Below are 16666 nucleotides of genomic sequence, written 5' to 3' on the forward strand. Positions count from 1 at the left end.
ACGTTTAACCAAAACTTAACAAAAATGTTAAAATCCCAGAATGCCTAATGAAATGGAAGCAAAGCAGCGTTTATTTCCTTGACCCTTTCCCGGGTTTTCCCCACCTCCAGATTATGTATGACAAAGTCTGACAGCGGTATCTTGACCCCATCTTTCCATTGATGCTCCATCCGGGCCAGAACGGCCTCCCTACTGGCGCCATCGCGCTGCATGACCCGCTGTATGCGCACCTCCTCCGGGGCGGTGACCAGGATGATCTTATCGTAGCGATCGGCCGCGCCGTTCTCAAAAATGAGGGCGGTCTCCTGAACCACGTAGGGATAGCGCTGTTCTTTTTGCCACTGGAGAAAATGCTTTTTTACGGCGGGATGCACTATGGCGTTGAGCGCTTGCAACAGCTCCTTGTCCGCAAAGACCCTTTTGGCAATGTGGGCCCGGTTCAATCCTTGATCGGTGTAGGAATCCTTTCCCAACAGGTCCATGATGGCGGCCCTGACCGCTGCGTTCCCTTGCATCAACAATTTGGCCTCGGCATCCGAATCGTAAACGGGAACGCCCAACTCCCTGAACACATTGGCCACTGTGGACTTGCCACTGCCTATACCTCCTGTTAAGCCTACGATCATGGTCTTTTTTTTATGATGAAGGCCGCTTCATCCGTTTGCAAGCGCACATGGCTCAGGACCGTGGGCCAGTTCTCCAACACCAATCGGGTTGTGGCATCGGTCCGCTCCTTGGCCAATTGGTAGTCTGCCAGCACCCTAAAGGAACTTGCCGCAACGGCTTCCAAATCCTCCAATTTCCCCTGGCAGACCAGCTCCACCTTCTTGGGAACAAGGATCATTTCCAGGCTGTCCGGCACATTTACGGGCGTAATGGGAACGGAAAGCACCCTTTCCGAAAACCGAAAGACCCTACCGCTGACCGTAACCGAGTTTGGGGACAAGGTGGTAAAGGTGAGGCCTTCAGCTTTGGCAAGGGGGAGGCTGGTGGAAAAATCACTCTTGATGGTTCCCAGGTCCAAGGGGCTCGTCTGCAGCTGGGCAATGGTATCTATTTCCGAACTTGGGCCGCTCACCTCCACCCGGTCCGGATAGACCACCAACCCGTCTTTTAAGGTATGGTTTGGCGCCAATTGGTAAGAGACCCTGGGCACCACGGGCACCCATTTGGACACGATCTTGGTGAGATCAAAAAACAGGGTATCGCGCTCCACGTCCAACAGCCTTATGGACGCGGGCAACTGGTTCTCTATTTGCCGCTTATAGACCAAGGGCGCCAAAAAATACATGGAATCCTTTTTTGAGGTTTGTGAGAGGTCCAACTGCAGCATGCGCTTGCGCAGGGACAGTCCCAAAAATTGGAATCCAACGGTCTCCAGTCTTACTTGGATGTCTTCCTTGGGCATTTCGGCGAGGCGGAAGGCATTGGGCACATTTACGTACTGGATGCCAAAGGAGCTGTTGCCCACGTAGGTTTTGCCCAGACTGTTCACAAACCAAGAAAGGGCGGAAAAGGACAGGAAGACCAAAAAGACCTGTACCTTTCTTTTGCCAAGACCTACCTTGATGCGCTCGATCACCTCATTTGCCCTTTAGAATCAAAAAACAGGTTTGGAAAACGTTGCTCCGCATTCTTCTGCCCAAGTTTAAGATACAGATAGGATTTGAGAAAACCCAGTCCATAACCAAAAAATTGCACCAGGGTGGCCCAAAGCGCCATGAGCGAGACCCGGAGGCTTCGGGTCTTGATCAGGGCATCTGCCAAAAGAAGCATAAAATAGGCACCATACCCCAAAATGGGCCACCAAAGCCCCAACAGGGGGAGCACAAGGGCCAACACCAGCCCCAACAGAAAAACGGTGGGAAACCAATACACCACACTGGCGGTATGGGGGTGCCATTGATTTAAAATGGGGCGCACCATACCAAATTTGTTCACCTGCACATAAAATTTGTTCCAGTCAATACGTCGCTTGTGGTACACATAGGCCTCTGGGAACAATCTGGTTCCATACCCTTCCTTCCAGATCCGAATGGTAAGGTCCGGGTCTTCCCCCGGGTGAATGTTCCCGTACCCGCCCACCTTGCCAAAGGCTTCCTTGGAAATGCCCATATTGAAACTTCTGGGCTGAAAGCGGTTCACGGATTTCTTGCCGCCCCGTATGCCCCCGGTGGTGAACAGGGAGGTCATGGCATAATTTATGGCCTTTTGCACGGGTGTAAAGGAGGCATGGGCGGCATCCGGGCCGCCAAAACAGTGCACAAAGTCTTCTTCCAGGGCCCGCTGGACCGCACTTAGATAATGGGGCGGCAGGATACAGTCCGAATCCAAGATGATGAAGTAATTCCCCCGGGCCCTTTCCATCCCGTAGTTCCGCGAACTGCCCGGTCCTGAATTAAGTTTTTGATGGTAAGAGATGGTGAGCCGTTGCGCATACTCCCGTACCACGGCGGCGGAGGTCTGGGTAGATCCATCTTCCACGACCACCACCTCAAAGGGTTCGGCATAGGTCTGTTGGGCAAGGCTGTGCAACAGCTCCCCCACCTCCTGGGGCCTGTTGTACACGGGAACTATGAAGGAAAAGAACACATCCATCCTATCTTGGTTTCGGGGCGGGCCTGCCCACGGCCGGTGGGGAGGGGCTAGAACTTTTCAATGACCTCTTGGCTCACGCCCGTATTGGAGAAGCCCCCATCATGGAAAAGGTTTTGCATGGTCACCTTTCTGGTGAGGTCCGAAAACAGGGTAAGGGTATAATCGGCACAGTCCTGGGCGGTGGCATTACCCAAGGGCGACATTTTTTCGGCATAGCTGATGAAACCATCAAATCCCTTGACCCCTTGACCTGCCGTGGTAGGTGTGGGCGATTGGGAAATGGTGTTTACCCGCACCTTCTTTTCCTTTCCAAAGAAGTACCCAAAACTACGCGCCACCGATTCCAGATATGCTTTGTTATCCGCCATATCATTGTAATCTGGGAAAGATCGTTGTGCCGCCATATAGGTAAGGGCCACAATACTGCCCCATTCGTTCATGGCATCCGCCTTGTAGAGGGCCTGCATCACCTTGTGGAAGGACAGGGCGCTCACGTCCCAGCCCTTGGCCGTGAAGTCGTACTTCTGATCGGTATAGGCCCTACCTTTTCTCACATTGACGGACATCCCTATGGAATGCAGCACAAAGTCCAGCTTACCGCCCAAGATTTCAGTGGCCTTGGCCACGAGGGCATCCAGGTCTTCCATACTGGTGGCATCGGCCGGAACGATTTCGGAGCCCGTTTTTTTGGCCAAATCCTTGATCTGCCCCATTCGCATGGCAATGGGGGCATTGGTAAGGACAAAGCGCCCTCCTTCGTTATGAACGCTTTCCGCGGTCTTCCAGGCGATGGAATTCTCGTCCAGTGCGCCAAAAATAATGCCTCGTTTCCCTTTGAGTAGATCGTATGCCATAGTCAGATGGTGTAATGTTAAAATTATGTGGGCAAAGATATTCAAAATATGTGGATTGCCCTGCCCGAATCGCTGCCTGTCCCTTTAGGCATCCAAGAGCTGTTTGGCGTGGGCCAGGGCAGAATCCGTGAGTTGCTTTCCCCCCAGCATTTGTGCCAGTTCCGTGATCCTTTCGTCCGTGCCAAGGCGTTTCATGTCCGTACGGGTCATTTGGTTTTCATCAAACTTGAACACCTTAAAGTGGTGGGCACCCTTAGAGGCCACCTGGGGCAAGTGGGTAATGGAAAAGACCTGCATTTCTTGGCTCATTTGATGCATGATCTGAGCCATTTTTTGGGAGATTTCGCCGGAGACCCCGGTATCGATCTCATCAAACATGATGGTGGGCAGTTTTTCGTACTTGGCCAAAAGCGCTTTGATCACCAACATGATGCGGGACAGCTCACCGCCCGATGCCACTTTCTTCAATTCGCCGTGGGCCGTTCCCTTGTTGGCCGAAAAGAGGAAGCGCAGCGCGTCCTTGCCATTGGCCTTGAACTCGGTTTCGGGCCGTAGCCCGATCTCAAATGATGCGCTGGGCATCCCCAACTGGGACAGGTCTGCCTCCAATTGTGCCTTTAGGCCCGGTAGCGCCTTGTTGCGCTTTTTGGTCAGTGTTGCCGCCAATGCCTGGAGCCGTTCCCTCAATTGGGATATTTCCTGGGTCTTTTGGGCCATTTTCTCTTCCAGCGAAGCCGTTTCAAATGCCTGCTGGGAAAGGGCGTCCCTTACGGCAATGAGCTCTGTGATTTCCTGCACCCCGTGTTTTCTTTGAAGATCATAGAGGGCCTGCAACTGGGCATTGACCACCTCCAACTTCCCTGGGTCGGCCTCCAGCCTGTCTTGAAAGCGGTGCAGTTCCTGGCCAATATCGTCCAGTTCTATGGCCACGGCCTGTACCCGGGCAAAAACATCCGCATATTGGGCATTGAAGCCGCTCAATTTTCCCAGGGTCTGCCGCAAGGCCGCCACGAGCTGCAGCAATCCCATTTGCTCATCCTCCATCAGCTGGGTTCCCTTGGCCAATTCTTCGGTGATGAGCTCCATATTGTTCAGCTGCGCGTGGGTTTCCTCCAAAGTTTCCAGAATGCCATGCTCCAAGGGTGCCGCCTCCAGTTCGGAGAGCAAAAAGGCATTGTAATCCTTTTCCTTTAGGGCGTTTTGTTGGGCAATTTGTAGGGCCTCCAAGGCCTTTTGTGCACTCTGGTATTGGGAGAGCAGGCCTTTGTAGCGCAAAAGCTCGTCTTTGGTCCCGGCCAGGGCGTCCACCAGTTTAAACTGAAAAGCGTTCTCGGTCAACTGCAGGGTCTGGTGCTGTGAGTGGATGTCCAGCAGGTGATCGCCCAATTGGGAGAGCACGCCGAGGTTCACCGGGGTGTCGTTTATAAAGGCCCTGGACTTCCCGCTGGGCAGTATTTCCCTACGGACCACGGTAAGCTCTTCATAGTCCAGGTCATGTTCCTCAAAAAAAGGTCCCAGGCCATAGTCGGCAATCTTAAAATCGGCCTCCACAATGCACTTTTTCCCCTTTTCCCTGAGGGAAGACAGGTCGGCCCGTTTGCCCAACACCAGTGACAGCCCGCCCAAAAGAATGGACTTCCCCGCCCCGGTCTCTCCCGTAATCACGGAAAAACCACCGTCAAAATCCACTTGGAGATTGTCGATCAAGGCGTAATTGGAAATGGAGAGTTTGGCCAGCACCGTTCAGGATTTAACAGGACAAAGGTAACCCATATTCTGAATTGAGAAAAGATTCAGTAGGTGATCTCGTTCCAGGTACTGGAGTAGAGGGGCGCGATCTTGTTCAGGGTCTCCTTGAGCTTCACAATGTCCACCTTGGGGCCATCGGAAAACAGGTTGCGTATCTCATCTGACTTTGCATCGAAAAAAGTGGCGATCAAAAAGGCATTGGGCCTTCTGCGCACCATGGTCTCCAAGAGGTTCATGGTCCCCGCCACCACCTGCTTTCCGGCGCTGTTGTTGTCTGCCATGACATCCATGCCCTTGCGGTGGTAATTGTACATGGCCACCCGGTACTCCTTGTAGGTATTGGAGAGCAGGTCACTGATCAGGTCAAAGCGCGTCCTGTTGTCCGAGGCGTCCTGGTTCCAACCCGCAAAACTGCTGCCTTGGGCCTGCGTGGTCAGTTGTTGGGCCTTTCTGAACAGCTCGGTGCCCCCCTCCAGGGAGAAGGTATCCGCATCAAGACCCAAAATAATATAGGCGTAGTAGCTTACCACGGCCACCAAATTGGATTCAAAGACATTTTCGTTGAGCACCAAGGGCTGGAACTCTATGTACTGAAAGTTGAACTGGTTGTCCTTGTAATTGAAAATGGGCGTCTCATAAGAGGTGTTGTACACGGGCCGGGAAGACTGGATCTGTATGTTGGCGGTAAAGCGATCCGCCTCATAATCCGTTACGGTAATGAACATCTGGCAGTTTACCCGCTCGTTTTCCTTGTACACCCGGTTGGTCCATTTCCGTTTATTGACAAAGTCGGTCAAGGAACGTTCCAAGGTCTTAAAAATCTGCTGGTTGGTCTGGGAGACCTGATCGGAATTCACGGTAACCGTGCAGTTGAGCTCTTGGGCCTTGGCCCACAAGCCCATGAGCAACCATACCGTTACAATGGCCCAATTACGCATACCTTCTTTTTATGATCTCGTTAAAGATGTCCTTGGCCACCTCGGCCTTGGTCTTTAATTGAAACGTTTCTATTTTAAAATTGGTATCAATGAAGGTAATTTTATTGGTGCTGGCCCCGAAGCCCGCCCCAGGGTCGTTCAGGGAATTGAGCACAATGGCATCCAAGTTTTTGCGCACCAGTTTGGCCTTTGCGTTTTCCAGTTCATTTTCCGTCTCCAAGGCAAACCCCACGAGGTACTGCTGTTTTTTTTGCTGTCCCAGGGAGAACAAAATGTCCTTGGTGGGCACCAGTTCCAGCACCATGCGGTCCCCTTGCTTCTTTACTTTCTGTTTGGCCACGGTTTTGGGACGGTAATCTGCCACCGCGGCGGCACAGATCACCACGTCCGCATCAGCGAAATGGGCGTGGGCCTTCCCGTACATTTCGTTGGCCCCGGTGACCCTGATGGTTTCTATCCCATCTTTCTCGGTGCGCAAATGGGTGGGCCCGGTTATCAGCACCACGGTGGCCCCCAGTGCCGCGGCTTCCTCCGCCAGGGCAAAACCCATTTTCCCGGTGGCGTGGTTGCCCAAAAAGCGTACGGGGTCTATGGCCTCGTAAGTGGGCCCGGCCGTGATCAGCACCCGTTTTCCGGCCAGGGGCAGGTCCTTTCCAAGGTGTGCCTCCATAAAGGAGAGAATGTCTTCGGGCTCTGCCATACGCCCCTCGCCATAAAGACCGCTCGCCAGCTCGCCGGCCGTGGCAGGGATCATGATATTCCCAAAAGACTTGAGTTTGTCAAAGGTTTCCACCGTACTGGGGTGCCGGTACATGTCCAGATCCATCGCCGGGGCAAAGAAAACGGGACATTTGGCAGAGAGGTAGGCGGCCAACAGAATGCTATCGCAGTTCCCGTGGGCCATTTTTGATAGTGTATGGGCCGTGGCCGGTGCCACCAGCATGTAGTCTGCCCAAAGGCCCAGGGCCACGTGGTTGTTCCAATCCACGGTATGGCCCTCCTCTTTCACGAAATTGACAATGACCGGATGTTTGGAAAGCGTAGCCAGGGTCAGGGGGCTAACAAAGGAACTGGCGCTCTCGGTAAGGATCACCTTAACGTTGGCGCCAGCTTTTATGAACAAACGTACCAGAAATGTGGTCTTGTAAGCGGCGATCCCCCCAGTGATGCCCAAAAGGATGTTCTTACCGCCCAACGCTCCCATTATCCGTCTTTCTCGGTGTTCCTATGGTATATTTTATCGTTTAACCATTCCTCCACGGCCAGGGCATGGGGCTTGGGCAGTTTTTCGTAGAACTTGGACACCTCTATTTGCTCCTTGTTCTCAAAAACCTCTTCCAAACTGTCGCTGTAGGTGGCAAACTCCTCCAATTTTTCCAAAAGCTCTTTCTTGATTTCGGAATTGATCTGCACCGCCCGTTTGGCCGTTATGGAAATGGCCTCGTAGATATTGTTGGTGGGGGCATCATACTCGTTCTTGTTGATGGTAACGGTACTTACGGGTGCCTTGGAATTTTTTAGATCGTTCATGTTCATAGGTTGAAAACTTTTATTTTGAAATCTCTTCGGTGGAAGGTTCAAGACCGTTTTGGATCTTTTCCAAAAGGTCTGCCACTTCGTCCTTGAATTTGGAGTCAGGGTATTGTTTTACAAAGGCCTTGTAGGCCTCCATCGCGGTCTGGAAGCGCTCCCGCTGTAAACTCTGAAAACTGTTGATGGCCAGGTTGGTGGCTGCCTGTACTTTAATGAAAAGGGCCTCCTCCCTAAATTCCGATCCCGGAAAACCGGAGATGAAATTGTCACTGGCCGCGATGGCAGATTTGAGCATGTCATAATTGAACTCGCCCAGTTTGTTGTACTGCTTCAAGATTTCAAAGGCCTTGCGGGCTTTTTTGGTGGTGAGCTTTTGGGCCATCTCGTTCGCCTCATCAAAAAACTCCGATTCCCCGTAGGTGTTTATAAAATTCTGCAGCTTCAACAGTGCCTTGTCCGTATCGGTCTGGTCCAGGGAATAGACCGGGGAAAGTTCAAAATAGCTTTTGGCGCCCAAAAAGGACGCTTCCACGACCTTATCACTCTTGGGATAGGATTTGATGAAGCGCTCCAATTGGTAGCCCGCCATGTTGTAATCCCCCCTTTTAAAGTAAGTGTCCGCCAAAAAGAACATGACCCGCTCCCCTTGTGGCTTGCCCACATACTTGGGTGCGATCTGCTCCAACAGTCTGTTGGCCCGTTTATAGTCCTTTTCCTCATAGAACTTCTCCGCCATGTCATACTTGGCCTTCACGTCCTCCTCTTTGAGCACTTTTTGGTACTCACTGCAAGAGGTGTGCAGCAAGAACACGCCAAAAAGCACTCCTATATATCGCATCTTCGAAAACATCCTGCAAAAGTAAACATATTGGCCGAATTTAAAAAACATTTCCGAGCCCCCTCAAAAGCATAGAAAAAAACCCATAATCCATTGGTTAAAAAGGATTTGTGTGTTTGTTTTCTTGAAATGCCCTCAGCCAATGGGCCACTCCTTCCCGGGAAACACCCCAGGACGCGATGATCGGGCGCCCACATCAATGGCCCGGCACGGCCCCAGGGCGTGATGGCCGTTTGCGGTGCGCCTAGAAGGATTTGTTCAGCGCCACAGGGGTCAAGGCCTGGTTACAGGCCAGCAATTTTTTTTTCAGGGATTCCGAGGCCTCCACCAGGGGCAGCCTTACGTGGGCACGACAGATCCCGAGCTGCTCCAGCAGTGCTTTGATGCCTGCCGGGTTGCCTTCCTGAAAAATAAGTTCCATAGCGGACTGTAGTTCATAGTGCCTTGCGTAGGCCTCGCTGGTGCCGCCGTTTGCCCCCAACCGGATCATTTCACTGAAACGGGACGGAAAAGCCTGTCCCAGCACAGATATGACCCCGTCCCCACCTGCGGTAACGGTGGGCAAGGCCAACATGTCTTCCCCGGAGAGCACCAAGAAGCCCGGTGGCCTCTGGGCAATGAGCCGCAGGGTCTGTGCCATGTCACCGGAAGCCTCTTTAATGGCCACGACATTGGGCAGCTCCCTGGCCAGGCGCAGCGTGGTTTCCACCTCCATATTGCTCCCGGTACGGCCGGGAACGTTGTAGAGCACAATGGGCAAGGGCGAAACCGCGGCTATTTCCTTGAAATGCCGGTAAATGCCCTCTTGGGTGGGCCTATTGTAATAGGGTGAAACCGAAAGAATGGCCGTGAACGGACCGGGATCGAGCTGCAAAAGCGCCTCGCAAAGCGCTCGGGTGTTGTTCCCGCCCAGGCCCAGCACAACGGGCAACCTGCCTGCATTGACCTTTACCACCGTGTCCGTGACCAGCTTTTTTTCCGCGTTGCCCAAAGTAACGTTCTCTGCCGTTGTGCCAAGCACCACAAGATAGTCCACGCCACCGGAGACACAGTGCTCCACCAACCTTGTCAAGGCAGGCACATCAATCTGTCCTTCCCCCGTAAAAGGGGTTACCAAAGCAACACCGGTTCCTCTCAACTCTTTCATTTCAAATCTCTTTTAAAATGCCCAGGTATTTCTTAAGTTCACTTTTAAACAACTTAAAATCGTCATAGGGCGTTTGCAACATAATGTCATTATAAGCCTTGCCCACTTGGACAAAACCAACTTTAATGCGCGCTTTGGACTGTATGGACATGAGATTTAGCAGCAAGTTATCTTCCTTGTAATAATTGATGATCACATCGTACTCCCTGTTCAGGAACTCCAAGGCATAACTGTTTTCGATACGGCCGTTCCACCCCAAGTCCTTATCGGAAAAAACAGGGAGTGCATAGGGGGAGTTTTTGTCGTGGAGCTTTTTGTACCCAATGATCTTCACCGCATTGGGCCGTAGGGAAAACTCCTCCAACAACTCGTAAAACACATCCGCTTTTTCAAAGGTGTCCAAATTCACTATACATCCCAAAGAACGTATTCCGGGGGGGCGGTCCAAAGACGGTACATCCCTTTCCAACAGGCCGGCCAGGCTTTTTGCTCCGGACCTCCGTTTGAACTTGTCTTTAACTGCTTTGAAAAACATGTATTTTTACATTTTCACAAATGTAAATAATATCCGTTCAACCCGTATGACGAAGTTAGGGCACTTATCCGATTTAAAAATACAACTTATTGTTACATTTGTAACAATTGGATGTTTCTTGGGCTGCAGGCAAACGCCACGGGAGGCCGTACGGACCACCTTCCAAAGCATTGTGATAGACAGTGCCCATGCGGCCTCCTTGGAAGTGGAAACCTTTGTGGAACCTTACCGCGAGCGCATTGACGCCGTGTTGGACAGCACCCTGGCATACGCCCCCTACGACATCACGAAAACAGATGGCCCCTACAACACCACCGCAGGCAACCTTATGGCCGATGCCATGTACGAAATGGCAACCCCCATTTTTGAGAAAAGAACGGGTAAAGCATTGGATGCCGTGCTGATGAACCACGGCGGCATACGGGCCGTAATTTCCAAAGGAAACGTCAGTGCAAGAACGGCATATGAGGTAATGCCCTTTGAAAACAGCATCAGCGTGGTGGCCCTGTCCGGATCGGCGCTGGACAAGATGGTGAAGCATATTGTTACCAGCCGGCGTGCGCATCCCATATCGGGCCTACAAATTGAGCTAAAACCCAACGGTTCCCTAAAATCCTATACCATAAACCACCAACCCGTGGACCCGGAAGGCCTGTACCACGTGGCCACATCGGATTACTTGGTGGCCGGCGGGGACAATATGGTCTTTTTCAGGGAAGGCAGTGCCTTCTATGACCTCAACTATTCCATACGCAATGCCTTGATCGATTATTTTGGCAAAAAAGATACCCTGCGCCCGCAAATAGACCAACGTTACCATAAACCAAAGTAAATGTACAGAAGGGATTTCCTTAAAAAAACATCGGCCACGGCCCTCTTGGCAACGGCTGGCAGCAGTCTGTTCCATTCTTGCGCAACGCCGGGCAAAAAGCACTTGACCATCTTGCACACCAATGATGTGCACAGCCATATTGATGCCTTTCCGGCCGATCACGGCCGTTTCCCGGGACTGGGCGGTATGGCGCGCAGGGCAAGTCTGGTGAACGGCATTCGCCGGGAAAACCCGAACACCCTCTTGTTCGATGCGGGCGACATCTTTCAGGGCACCCCTTACTTTAATTTCTACGGCGGCGAGTTGGAATTTAGGCTGATGTCCATGCTCAAGTACGATGCCGCCACTTTGGGCAACCATGATTTTGACAACGGTTTGGATGGGCTCTTGGCACAACTGCCCCATAGCAGCTTCGATTTTGTCTCCTCCAACTACGATTTTAGCCATACCATGATGGACGGGCATACCAAGCCCTACCAGACCTATGTGCGCGATCAGCTAAAAGTTGGGGTCTATGGCCTGGGAATTGAATTGGCCGGTCTGGTCACGCAGAACCTGTACAAGGAAACCAAATATTTAGATCCGTACGAAGTGGCCGTGGACATGGAAGAACGCCTATTGACGGAAGAAGGCTGCGACCTGATCATTTGCCTCTCGCACTTGGGCCACCGGTATAAAAATGAAAACCGGCCAGACGACCTGACCTTGGCCGCAAAGACCAAGCACACCCATTTGATCATTGGCGGGCACACCCATACCTTCTTGGACGCCCCCGCAAAAGTGATCAATGCCAAGGGAAAGGAAGTCCTGGTGAACCAGGTGGGCTGTTATGGGGTGCACTTGGGCCGCATTGATTTTTATTTTGATGCCCAAGGCATCAGCGCAGATGCGGTGGCCCTAAGGGTTTAAGGGGTTTCTTGGCCAGGAGCTTACGGTATCTTCACACTGCCCATTTTCCCTGAGATGTTGTGTATGACCGTAAAAAGATGCCGGGCTTGCCCATTCCTGCCCAATGTTGTATTTTTCCGCTAAACCAAGCTACCCATGACAAAAGCGCGAAGACAATTTCTTAAAACCACGGGGGCGGCCGGTGCAGCCACCGTTTTGATGCCCCATATCGTTTGGCCAAAAAAGACATGGAAGAAGGAAAAATTGGGAGTGGCCCTGGTAGGCCTGGGCTACTACAGCACCGATATCCTGGCACCTGCCCTACAACTCACCGAGCATTGCGAGCTCCGGGGCATTGTCACCGGGAGTCCGGAGAAAATACCGGTATGGCAGGAAAAGTATGGTGTTCCGGACAAGAACGTGTACAGCTATGCCACTTTCGATTCCGTGGCCAACAATCCGGACATAGATGTGGTTTACGTGGTACTGCCCCCTTCCATGCACGCCGAATACAGCATAAGGGCGGCCAATGCGGGAAAGCACGTTTGGTGCGAAAAGCCGATGGCCCCAACGGTGGCAGACTGCCAAGCGATGATAAAGGCGTGTGCGGACAACAAAGTGAAACTTTCCATAGGATATCGTTGCCAACACGACCCCAACATACAGGCCTATATGAAAGTGGGACGCGAGAAGCCCTTTGGGGCCGTGAAAATGCTCACCTCGGCCGCCGGTTATTTTGATGGCCGAAGCGACCACTGGAAGCAACAGAAGGCCATGGGCGGTGGAGCAATGGGCGATATGGGGGTATATGCCATTCAAGGTGCGCGGCTGGCCACCGGGGAAGAACCCATTTCCGTAATGGCCCAGACCTACACCACAAGGCCCGAAATCTACCATGAGGTGGAGGAAACCGCCATGTTCCAGCTCACCTTTCCCAGCGGTGCACGCGCCGCCTGCCAGACCAGTTTTGGCATACGGATGAACCACCTAAAAGTGAACTACGGGAAGGGATCGCTACAAATGGAGCCCCACTCCGCCTACGCCGGGAACAAGGGAAGCCTTTCGGACGGGACGCTGATCAACTTTCCGGTGAACAACCAACAGGCCCTGCAGATGGACAATGATGCCAAAGCCCTGAAAATGGGCGAACCCATGCTGGTGCCCGGCGAAGAGGGGTTACGGGACATCCGGGTGGTGGAGGCCGTTTTGAAATCGTCCGCAGAAAATAAATGGGTCACCTTATAGACCATCAAAAAAGAGCAGCCCCATCCGTCAAAAAAAAATCATTCTTTTGTGATGCAAAAGAACCAGGGGACCGCCACTGGGTCTGGATACAAAAAAAGAGTGCCCCGCAACTAGGGGCACTCTTGGCATCCATCACTTTCGTTGCCTTTGTTTGGCACGTTGCCGTGCCCGCCAGGGGGCGTTCACCTGCCAATCTCCAGCCATAATGGAGCCGTAGGGCATGACCTCGTCCTCCACCACCCCCAGGCCAAAATGATCCATTTGATCACGGACGGCGGCCGCATTCTTATAAGCACTGGGGAGCTCTGAAACGTCGATCTCGTTGGAGAAAAAGCGTACGTCCAAGCCTTTGGTTTCTTCCCGGAACACTTCTTCATCCGTAAATTCCGCCTTGCTTTTCCTGTGTTGCGTTCGGCTCATGTTCCTGCCCGCACCGTGGGGCGCAAAGCCCAGGTTGGAATGTGTTGTTTCTCCAGACACAATGAGCACCGGCTCTGCCATGTTCAGGGGAATTAAACGTGGGCCGGTGATATCGGGCATGAACTTCTTGTCCAGGGGCGTGGCCCCCTTGGCGTGGTAGAACACATCATTGTCCTGAAACACAAAGTTATGTTCGTTCCAAAAACGGTTTTCCAACCTTACCCCCAAAGCGTTCAAAGTGGCGTCATGCAACACCTCGTGGTTCTTTTTGGTCCAGGCACGAATGATCTGCAGGGCACCCCAATAGGCCTGGCCTTCCTCACTGTCAAAAGGAATCCACGCATTTTGTTTTAGGGTTTCTGGGGAGATTTCTTGGCGAATGCGCTCGGCAACTTTCATTCCCTTGGCATATAGCCTTGCTCCGGGCCCACGCGATCCATGATGGGTGATCAGCATGGTGTTCCCGGTGCGTTTGGAGACCCCCACGAACAGGAAATGGTTGCCGTCCCCTTGGGTTCCCAGATGGGAACGGGCAATTTGCAGCATGTTGCCATCATTGAGGAAAAAATTGCCCTGAAAAGCCTCCATTAGCTCTGATGGGAAACGGAACTGGGTGTTTTGATCGCGGCCACCGGGACCAAAATGGGTTATGGCATGTGCCGCATTCAACACCTCCTTGGGGCTGGCCGCACCAAAATCCGTCAGCATTACGGAGCAACAGATGTCCGCACTGTGCATGCCGGGATGAATGGCGTTCTTGGCCGCTACCACCCCGCCCACGGGAATGGTGCCCTTGGGCCCGGCAGGGCAGGCATCTGGCATGACGGCGCCATTGATCAAGGTGGGGGTGCGCATCAACGTTTCCATTGACTCCAAAACGGAACGGATGTTGCCCTCTTCCAATGGGTTGTCTGCCTTTATGTTCACGGAAAAAGGTGCGGCAGAGGCATATAGGTCCACAACGGGCCCGGGCCTAAATTGCTCCAAATAGCGGAGCATGGCCTCGCCCCGCAACTGCTGTGCATTGATATGGTTCAACGCCTCCGGAAACCATTTTCCAGATGTAAATCCCAATGCCACCAATTCCTTGCCCGTTATTTTTGCTTTGTTTTCCATCTCTTTATTTCTTGGGTTAACCCCGCCGACTCCTCGTTCGGCGGGGCACTACTTTGAAGTCTTTGAACGACTTCTTGATGATTCCGGTACAAAGGTGCACCCCAACTACGCAATTATTTTGCGCAGTTCAATTATTCCTTAATCCCCCCAAAACAGTGTACAATATTTCAAATTGCTCTTCCTCCCGGGCACTTAGTTCAATGGCTTGTACCCAGACCAAATGTTCCAGGGTCTCCGAGACGCGCCGCAGCGTATCCTCTTTTAATAGAAATTCAATGACCACATTGCTCAGCTCCTTTCGGGCAAAGGCATTGATAAGCTTGTGCTTGCGCCAATTGACTTTGTACAGGTAAAGATCCGCGAAGAACAAAACCAATTGTTTGGGATGCTGTTTAAACATTGGTGGAAATAGCGCGCTTACATCAACCGGAAGATCATGCAGCATGACCAGGGTACGGATCGGAGACTTGGCACTGCCCAACTGTTCGGCGAACAGGGCCAGGGCGTAGCGCTCAAAAAAATCCAGTTCCGAAGGAGACCAGCCCTCTCGCGGAGCCAGATGAAAACGTTGCAGGTAAAGCTCCCGGGAATGGTGCACCTCGGCATTTTGAGCCACCAATTCCAAGATGCGCGGGGCAAAATATTTAAGCTCGCCCATGGTCTCCAGGGTATAGCCCGATTTTGCCGTATCGTTGTACGCGTAGATGGCGGGGAGCGGAACCTGATACCGATCGTGCCCCAACAACAGCTGCTCATCTTCACGGCTCACACAACAAGGGGAACAGATGTCCAGGCTGTAAAGCCGTCCGTATTCCCCAAACAAGGTCTTGCTTTCCTCTATAAGCCCCTTCATCATTGTTTTTTTGGTTCGATGTAAAGATCTCAAACCACTACGCAATTATTTTGCGCAGGAAAGTTTTATCTTTGGGTACGACCAAAATAAAGATGGCCCAGAACAAGAATGCCCTGATCCGCTACAAGACCATAGACAAGTGTTTGCAGAACCACTACCGAAAATGGAGTTTGGACGATTTGATCACCGCATGCTCCGAAGTGCTCCAAGAATATGAGGGCCGGGCCGTACAGGTGAGCAAGCGTACCGTACAGCTGGACATACAGCTCATGCGCAGCGATAAACTGGGGTACAACGCCCCGATCGTGGTGTACGACAAAAAGTACTATCGGTATGCCCAGGAAGGCTATACCATCACCGACATTCCGATCACGGAAAATGACATCAGCGTCCTTTCGGAGACCGTGGATATGCTGAAGCAGTTCAAGGATTTTTCGCTCTTTTCGGAATTGGGCGGCATCATTCAGCGGTTGGAAGATCGGGTATATACGGAGAAAACCCATCGCCCGTCCATCATCCATTTAGATCGGAACGAAAACCTAAGGGGCCTCCATTGGCTGGATGAACTTTATGGTGCCATCCAAAAAGAAGTGGTGGTGCACATCACCTACCAATCCTTTAAGGCCACGAAGGCCAACACCGTGATCTTCCATCCCTATCTGCTCAAGGAGTACAACAATCGCTGGTTCTTGGTGGGGCGCAACCACAAGAGCAATGCCTTGCTGAATCTTGCCCTGGATCGTATGCTGTCCCTGGATTATGACTTTAAGATTCCCTATAATAGGTATGACTTTGATCCAGACCTCTTTTACCAGGATGTGATCGGCGTTACCGTGAACCGCGAACGGCCCTCTTTGGTGAGGCTTTGGGTAGATGCCCATAACGCGCCCTACGTCCTTACCAAGCCCTTGCACCATTCCCAGCGCACCCTACGGACCCATACCGATGGCAGTGTGGAAGTTACCATCTCGGTGCGGCTCAACTTTGAACTGGAACGCATTATTCTAGGTTTTGGGGAGGCCATGGAGGTTCTTGAACCAGAACGACTGCGCAAGCGGATGGCCATAAAGACCCTACGTATGGCGCGGCGCTATAATGGCTGACCGGGGGCCGGAACGGC

The 16666-nt window shown here is 52.3% G+C and carries 17 protein-coding genes; 4 read left to right on the top strand and 13 right to left on the bottom strand.

The window, feature by feature from the left end; all coding sequences use genetic code 11:
- Positions 1-44 precede the first annotated feature (44 nt).
- From coaE to ACKWCC_RS10590, 11 genes are all read right to left on the bottom strand, one after another.
- The gene (gene coaE / locus ACKWCC_RS10540) at positions 45-626 is read right to left on the bottom strand and encodes a dephospho-CoA kinase (RefSeq protein ID WP_413995896.1); all 582 of its coding nucleotides are present in this window, start codon (positions 624-626) and stop codon (positions 45-47) included.
- Positions 623-1582: a CdaR family protein gene (locus ACKWCC_RS10545; RefSeq protein WP_413995897.1), complete on the bottom strand. Its 960-nt coding sequence runs from the start codon at positions 1580-1582 to the stop codon at positions 623-625. Before ACKWCC_RS10545 ends, coaE begins: the two co-directional genes overlap by 4 nt.
- Positions 1579-2598: a glycosyltransferase family 2 protein gene (locus ACKWCC_RS10550; protein ID WP_413995898.1), complete on the bottom strand. Its 1020-nt coding sequence runs from the start codon at positions 2596-2598 to the stop codon at positions 1579-1581. Before ACKWCC_RS10550 ends, ACKWCC_RS10545 begins: the two co-directional genes overlap by 4 nt.
- Before the next feature lie 47 nt (positions 2599-2645).
- Positions 2646-3452: an enoyl-ACP reductase FabI gene (locus ACKWCC_RS10555; protein WP_413995899.1), complete on the bottom strand. Its 807-nt coding sequence runs from the start codon at positions 3450-3452 to the stop codon at positions 2646-2648.
- A gap of 84 nt (positions 3453-3536) precedes the next feature.
- Entirely contained in the window at positions 3537-5192 is a 1656-nt protein-coding gene (gene recN, locus ACKWCC_RS10560; RefSeq protein WP_413995900.1) for a DNA repair protein RecN, read from the bottom strand.
- Positions 5193-5245: 53 nt separating this feature from the next.
- Positions 5246-6139 carry a type IX secretion system protein PorD gene (gene porD / locus ACKWCC_RS10565; RefSeq protein ID WP_413995901.1) on the bottom strand — a complete coding sequence of 298 codons (894 nt, stop codon included), beginning with the start codon at positions 6137-6139 and terminating at the stop codon, positions 5246-5248.
- The gene (gene coaBC / locus ACKWCC_RS10570; protein WP_413995902.1) at positions 6132-7343 is read right to left on the bottom strand and encodes a bifunctional phosphopantothenoylcysteine decarboxylase/phosphopantothenate--cysteine ligase CoaBC; all 1212 of its coding nucleotides are present in this window, start codon (positions 7341-7343) and stop codon (positions 6132-6134) included. The genes porD and coaBC overlap by 8 nt, the downstream gene beginning before the upstream one ends.
- On the bottom strand, positions 7343-7675 hold the full coding sequence (locus tag ACKWCC_RS10575) for a DNA-directed RNA polymerase subunit omega (protein WP_413995903.1): 333 nt from the start codon (positions 7673-7675) through the stop codon (positions 7343-7345). Before ACKWCC_RS10575 ends, coaBC begins: the two co-directional genes overlap by 1 nt.
- 13 nt (positions 7676-7688) lie before the next feature.
- The gene (locus ACKWCC_RS10580) at positions 7689-8510 is read right to left on the bottom strand and encodes an outer membrane protein assembly factor BamD (protein ID WP_413995904.1); all 822 of its coding nucleotides are present in this window, start codon (positions 8508-8510) and stop codon (positions 7689-7691) included.
- 244 nt (positions 8511-8754) lie between these two features.
- The gene (dapA, locus tag ACKWCC_RS10585; RefSeq protein ID WP_413995905.1) at positions 8755-9657 is read right to left on the bottom strand and encodes a 4-hydroxy-tetrahydrodipicolinate synthase; all 903 of its coding nucleotides are present in this window, start codon (positions 9655-9657) and stop codon (positions 8755-8757) included.
- 1 nt (position 9658) lies between these two features.
- A complete protein-coding gene (locus ACKWCC_RS10590; protein ID WP_413995906.1) occupies positions 9659-10192 on the bottom strand; it encodes a DUF6913 domain-containing protein in 534 nt (177 codons plus the stop codon).
- Positions 10193-10310: 118 nt separating this feature from the next.
- On the opposite strand from ACKWCC_RS10590, the gene ACKWCC_RS10595 reads away from it, so the two are divergent.
- The 3 genes from ACKWCC_RS10595 to ACKWCC_RS10605 all read left to right on the top strand — a co-directional run bounded on the left by ACKWCC_RS10595 (position 10311) and on the right by ACKWCC_RS10605 (position 13157).
- Complete coding sequence (locus ACKWCC_RS10595) at positions 10311-11024, top strand: 5'-nucleotidase C-terminal domain-containing protein (RefSeq protein WP_413995907.1); 714 nt, start codon at positions 10311-10313, stop codon at positions 11022-11024.
- Positions 11025-11933, top strand: a complete 909-nt coding sequence (locus tag ACKWCC_RS10600) for a bifunctional metallophosphatase/5'-nucleotidase (protein ID WP_413995908.1) — start codon at positions 11025-11027, stop codon at positions 11931-11933. It abuts the gene before it with no gap.
- Between the two features lie 135 nt (positions 11934-12068).
- Complete coding sequence (locus ACKWCC_RS10605) at positions 12069-13157, top strand: Gfo/Idh/MocA family oxidoreductase (RefSeq protein ID WP_413995909.1); 1089 nt, start codon at positions 12069-12071, stop codon at positions 13155-13157.
- Positions 13158-13289: 132 nt separating this feature from the next.
- Here ACKWCC_RS10605 and ACKWCC_RS10610 read toward each other — a convergent pair whose 3' ends face one another.
- Positions 13290-14693: an RtcB family protein gene (locus ACKWCC_RS10610; RefSeq protein ID WP_413995910.1), complete on the bottom strand. Its 1404-nt coding sequence runs from the start codon at positions 14691-14693 to the stop codon at positions 13290-13292.
- A 127-nt stretch (positions 14694-14820) separates the two neighbouring features.
- Entirely contained in the window at positions 14821-15546 is a 726-nt protein-coding gene (locus ACKWCC_RS10615) for a hypothetical protein (RefSeq protein WP_413995911.1), read from the bottom strand.
- A gap of 92 nt (positions 15547-15638) precedes the next feature.
- Between ACKWCC_RS10615 and ACKWCC_RS10620 the strand changes: the two genes are divergently transcribed.
- Entirely contained in the window at positions 15639-16649 is a 1011-nt protein-coding gene (locus tag ACKWCC_RS10620) for a helix-turn-helix transcriptional regulator (protein WP_413995912.1), read from the top strand.
- Positions 16650-16666 lie beyond the last annotated feature (17 nt).

Origin of the sequence: Maribacter aquimarinus, from assembly GCF_047345505.1 — a bacterium.
GTDB lineage: Bacteria > Bacteroidota > Bacteroidia > Flavobacteriales > Flavobacteriaceae > Maribacter.

Excerpts from the sequence above, each read along its gene's own strand:
- dapA (WP_413995905.1), bottom strand. The coding sequence starts at position 9,657 with ATGAAAGAGTTGAGAGGAACCGGTGTTGCTTTGGTAACCCCTTTTACG.
- ACKWCC_RS10550 (WP_413995898.1), bottom strand. The coding sequence starts at position 2,598 with ATGGATGTGTTCTTTTCCTTCATAGTTCCCGTGTACAACAGGCCCCAG.
- ACKWCC_RS10555 (WP_413995899.1), bottom strand. The coding sequence starts at position 3,452 with ATGGCATACGATCTACTCAAAGGGAAACGAGGCATTATTTTTGGCGCA.
- coaE (WP_413995896.1), bottom strand. The coding sequence starts at position 626 with ATGATCGTAGGCTTAACAGGAGGTATAGGCAGTGGCAAGTCCACAGTG.
- porD (WP_413995901.1), bottom strand. The coding sequence starts at position 6,139 with ATGCGTAATTGGGCCATTGTAACGGTATGGTTGCTCATGGGCTTGTGG.
- ACKWCC_RS10620 (WP_413995912.1), top strand. The coding sequence starts at position 15,639 with ATGGCCCAGAACAAGAATGCCCTGATCCGCTACAAGACCATAGACAAG.
- ACKWCC_RS10590 (WP_413995906.1), bottom strand. The coding sequence starts at position 10,192 with ATGTTTTTCAAAGCAGTTAAAGACAAGTTCAAACGGAGGTCCGGAGCA.
- ACKWCC_RS10610 (WP_413995910.1), bottom strand. The coding sequence starts at position 14,693 with ATGGAAAACAAAGCAAAAATAACGGGCAAGGAATTGGTGGCATTGGGA.
- ACKWCC_RS10605 (WP_413995909.1), top strand. The coding sequence starts at position 12,069 with ATGACAAAAGCGCGAAGACAATTTCTTAAAACCACGGGGGCGGCCGGT.
- ACKWCC_RS10575 (WP_413995903.1), bottom strand. The coding sequence starts at position 7,675 with ATGAACATGAACGATCTAAAAAATTCCAAGGCACCCGTAAGTACCGTT.
- ACKWCC_RS10600 (WP_413995908.1), top strand. The coding sequence starts at position 11,025 with ATGTACAGAAGGGATTTCCTTAAAAAAACATCGGCCACGGCCCTCTTG.
- ACKWCC_RS10580 (WP_413995904.1), bottom strand. The coding sequence starts at position 8,510 with ATGCGATATATAGGAGTGCTTTTTGGCGTGTTCTTGCTGCACACCTCT.
- coaBC (WP_413995902.1), bottom strand. The coding sequence starts at position 7,343 with ATGGGAGCGTTGGGCGGTAAGAACATCCTTTTGGGCATCACTGGGGGG.
- ACKWCC_RS10615 (WP_413995911.1), bottom strand. The coding sequence starts at position 15,546 with ATGAAGGGGCTTATAGAGGAAAGCAAGACCTTGTTTGGGGAATACGGA.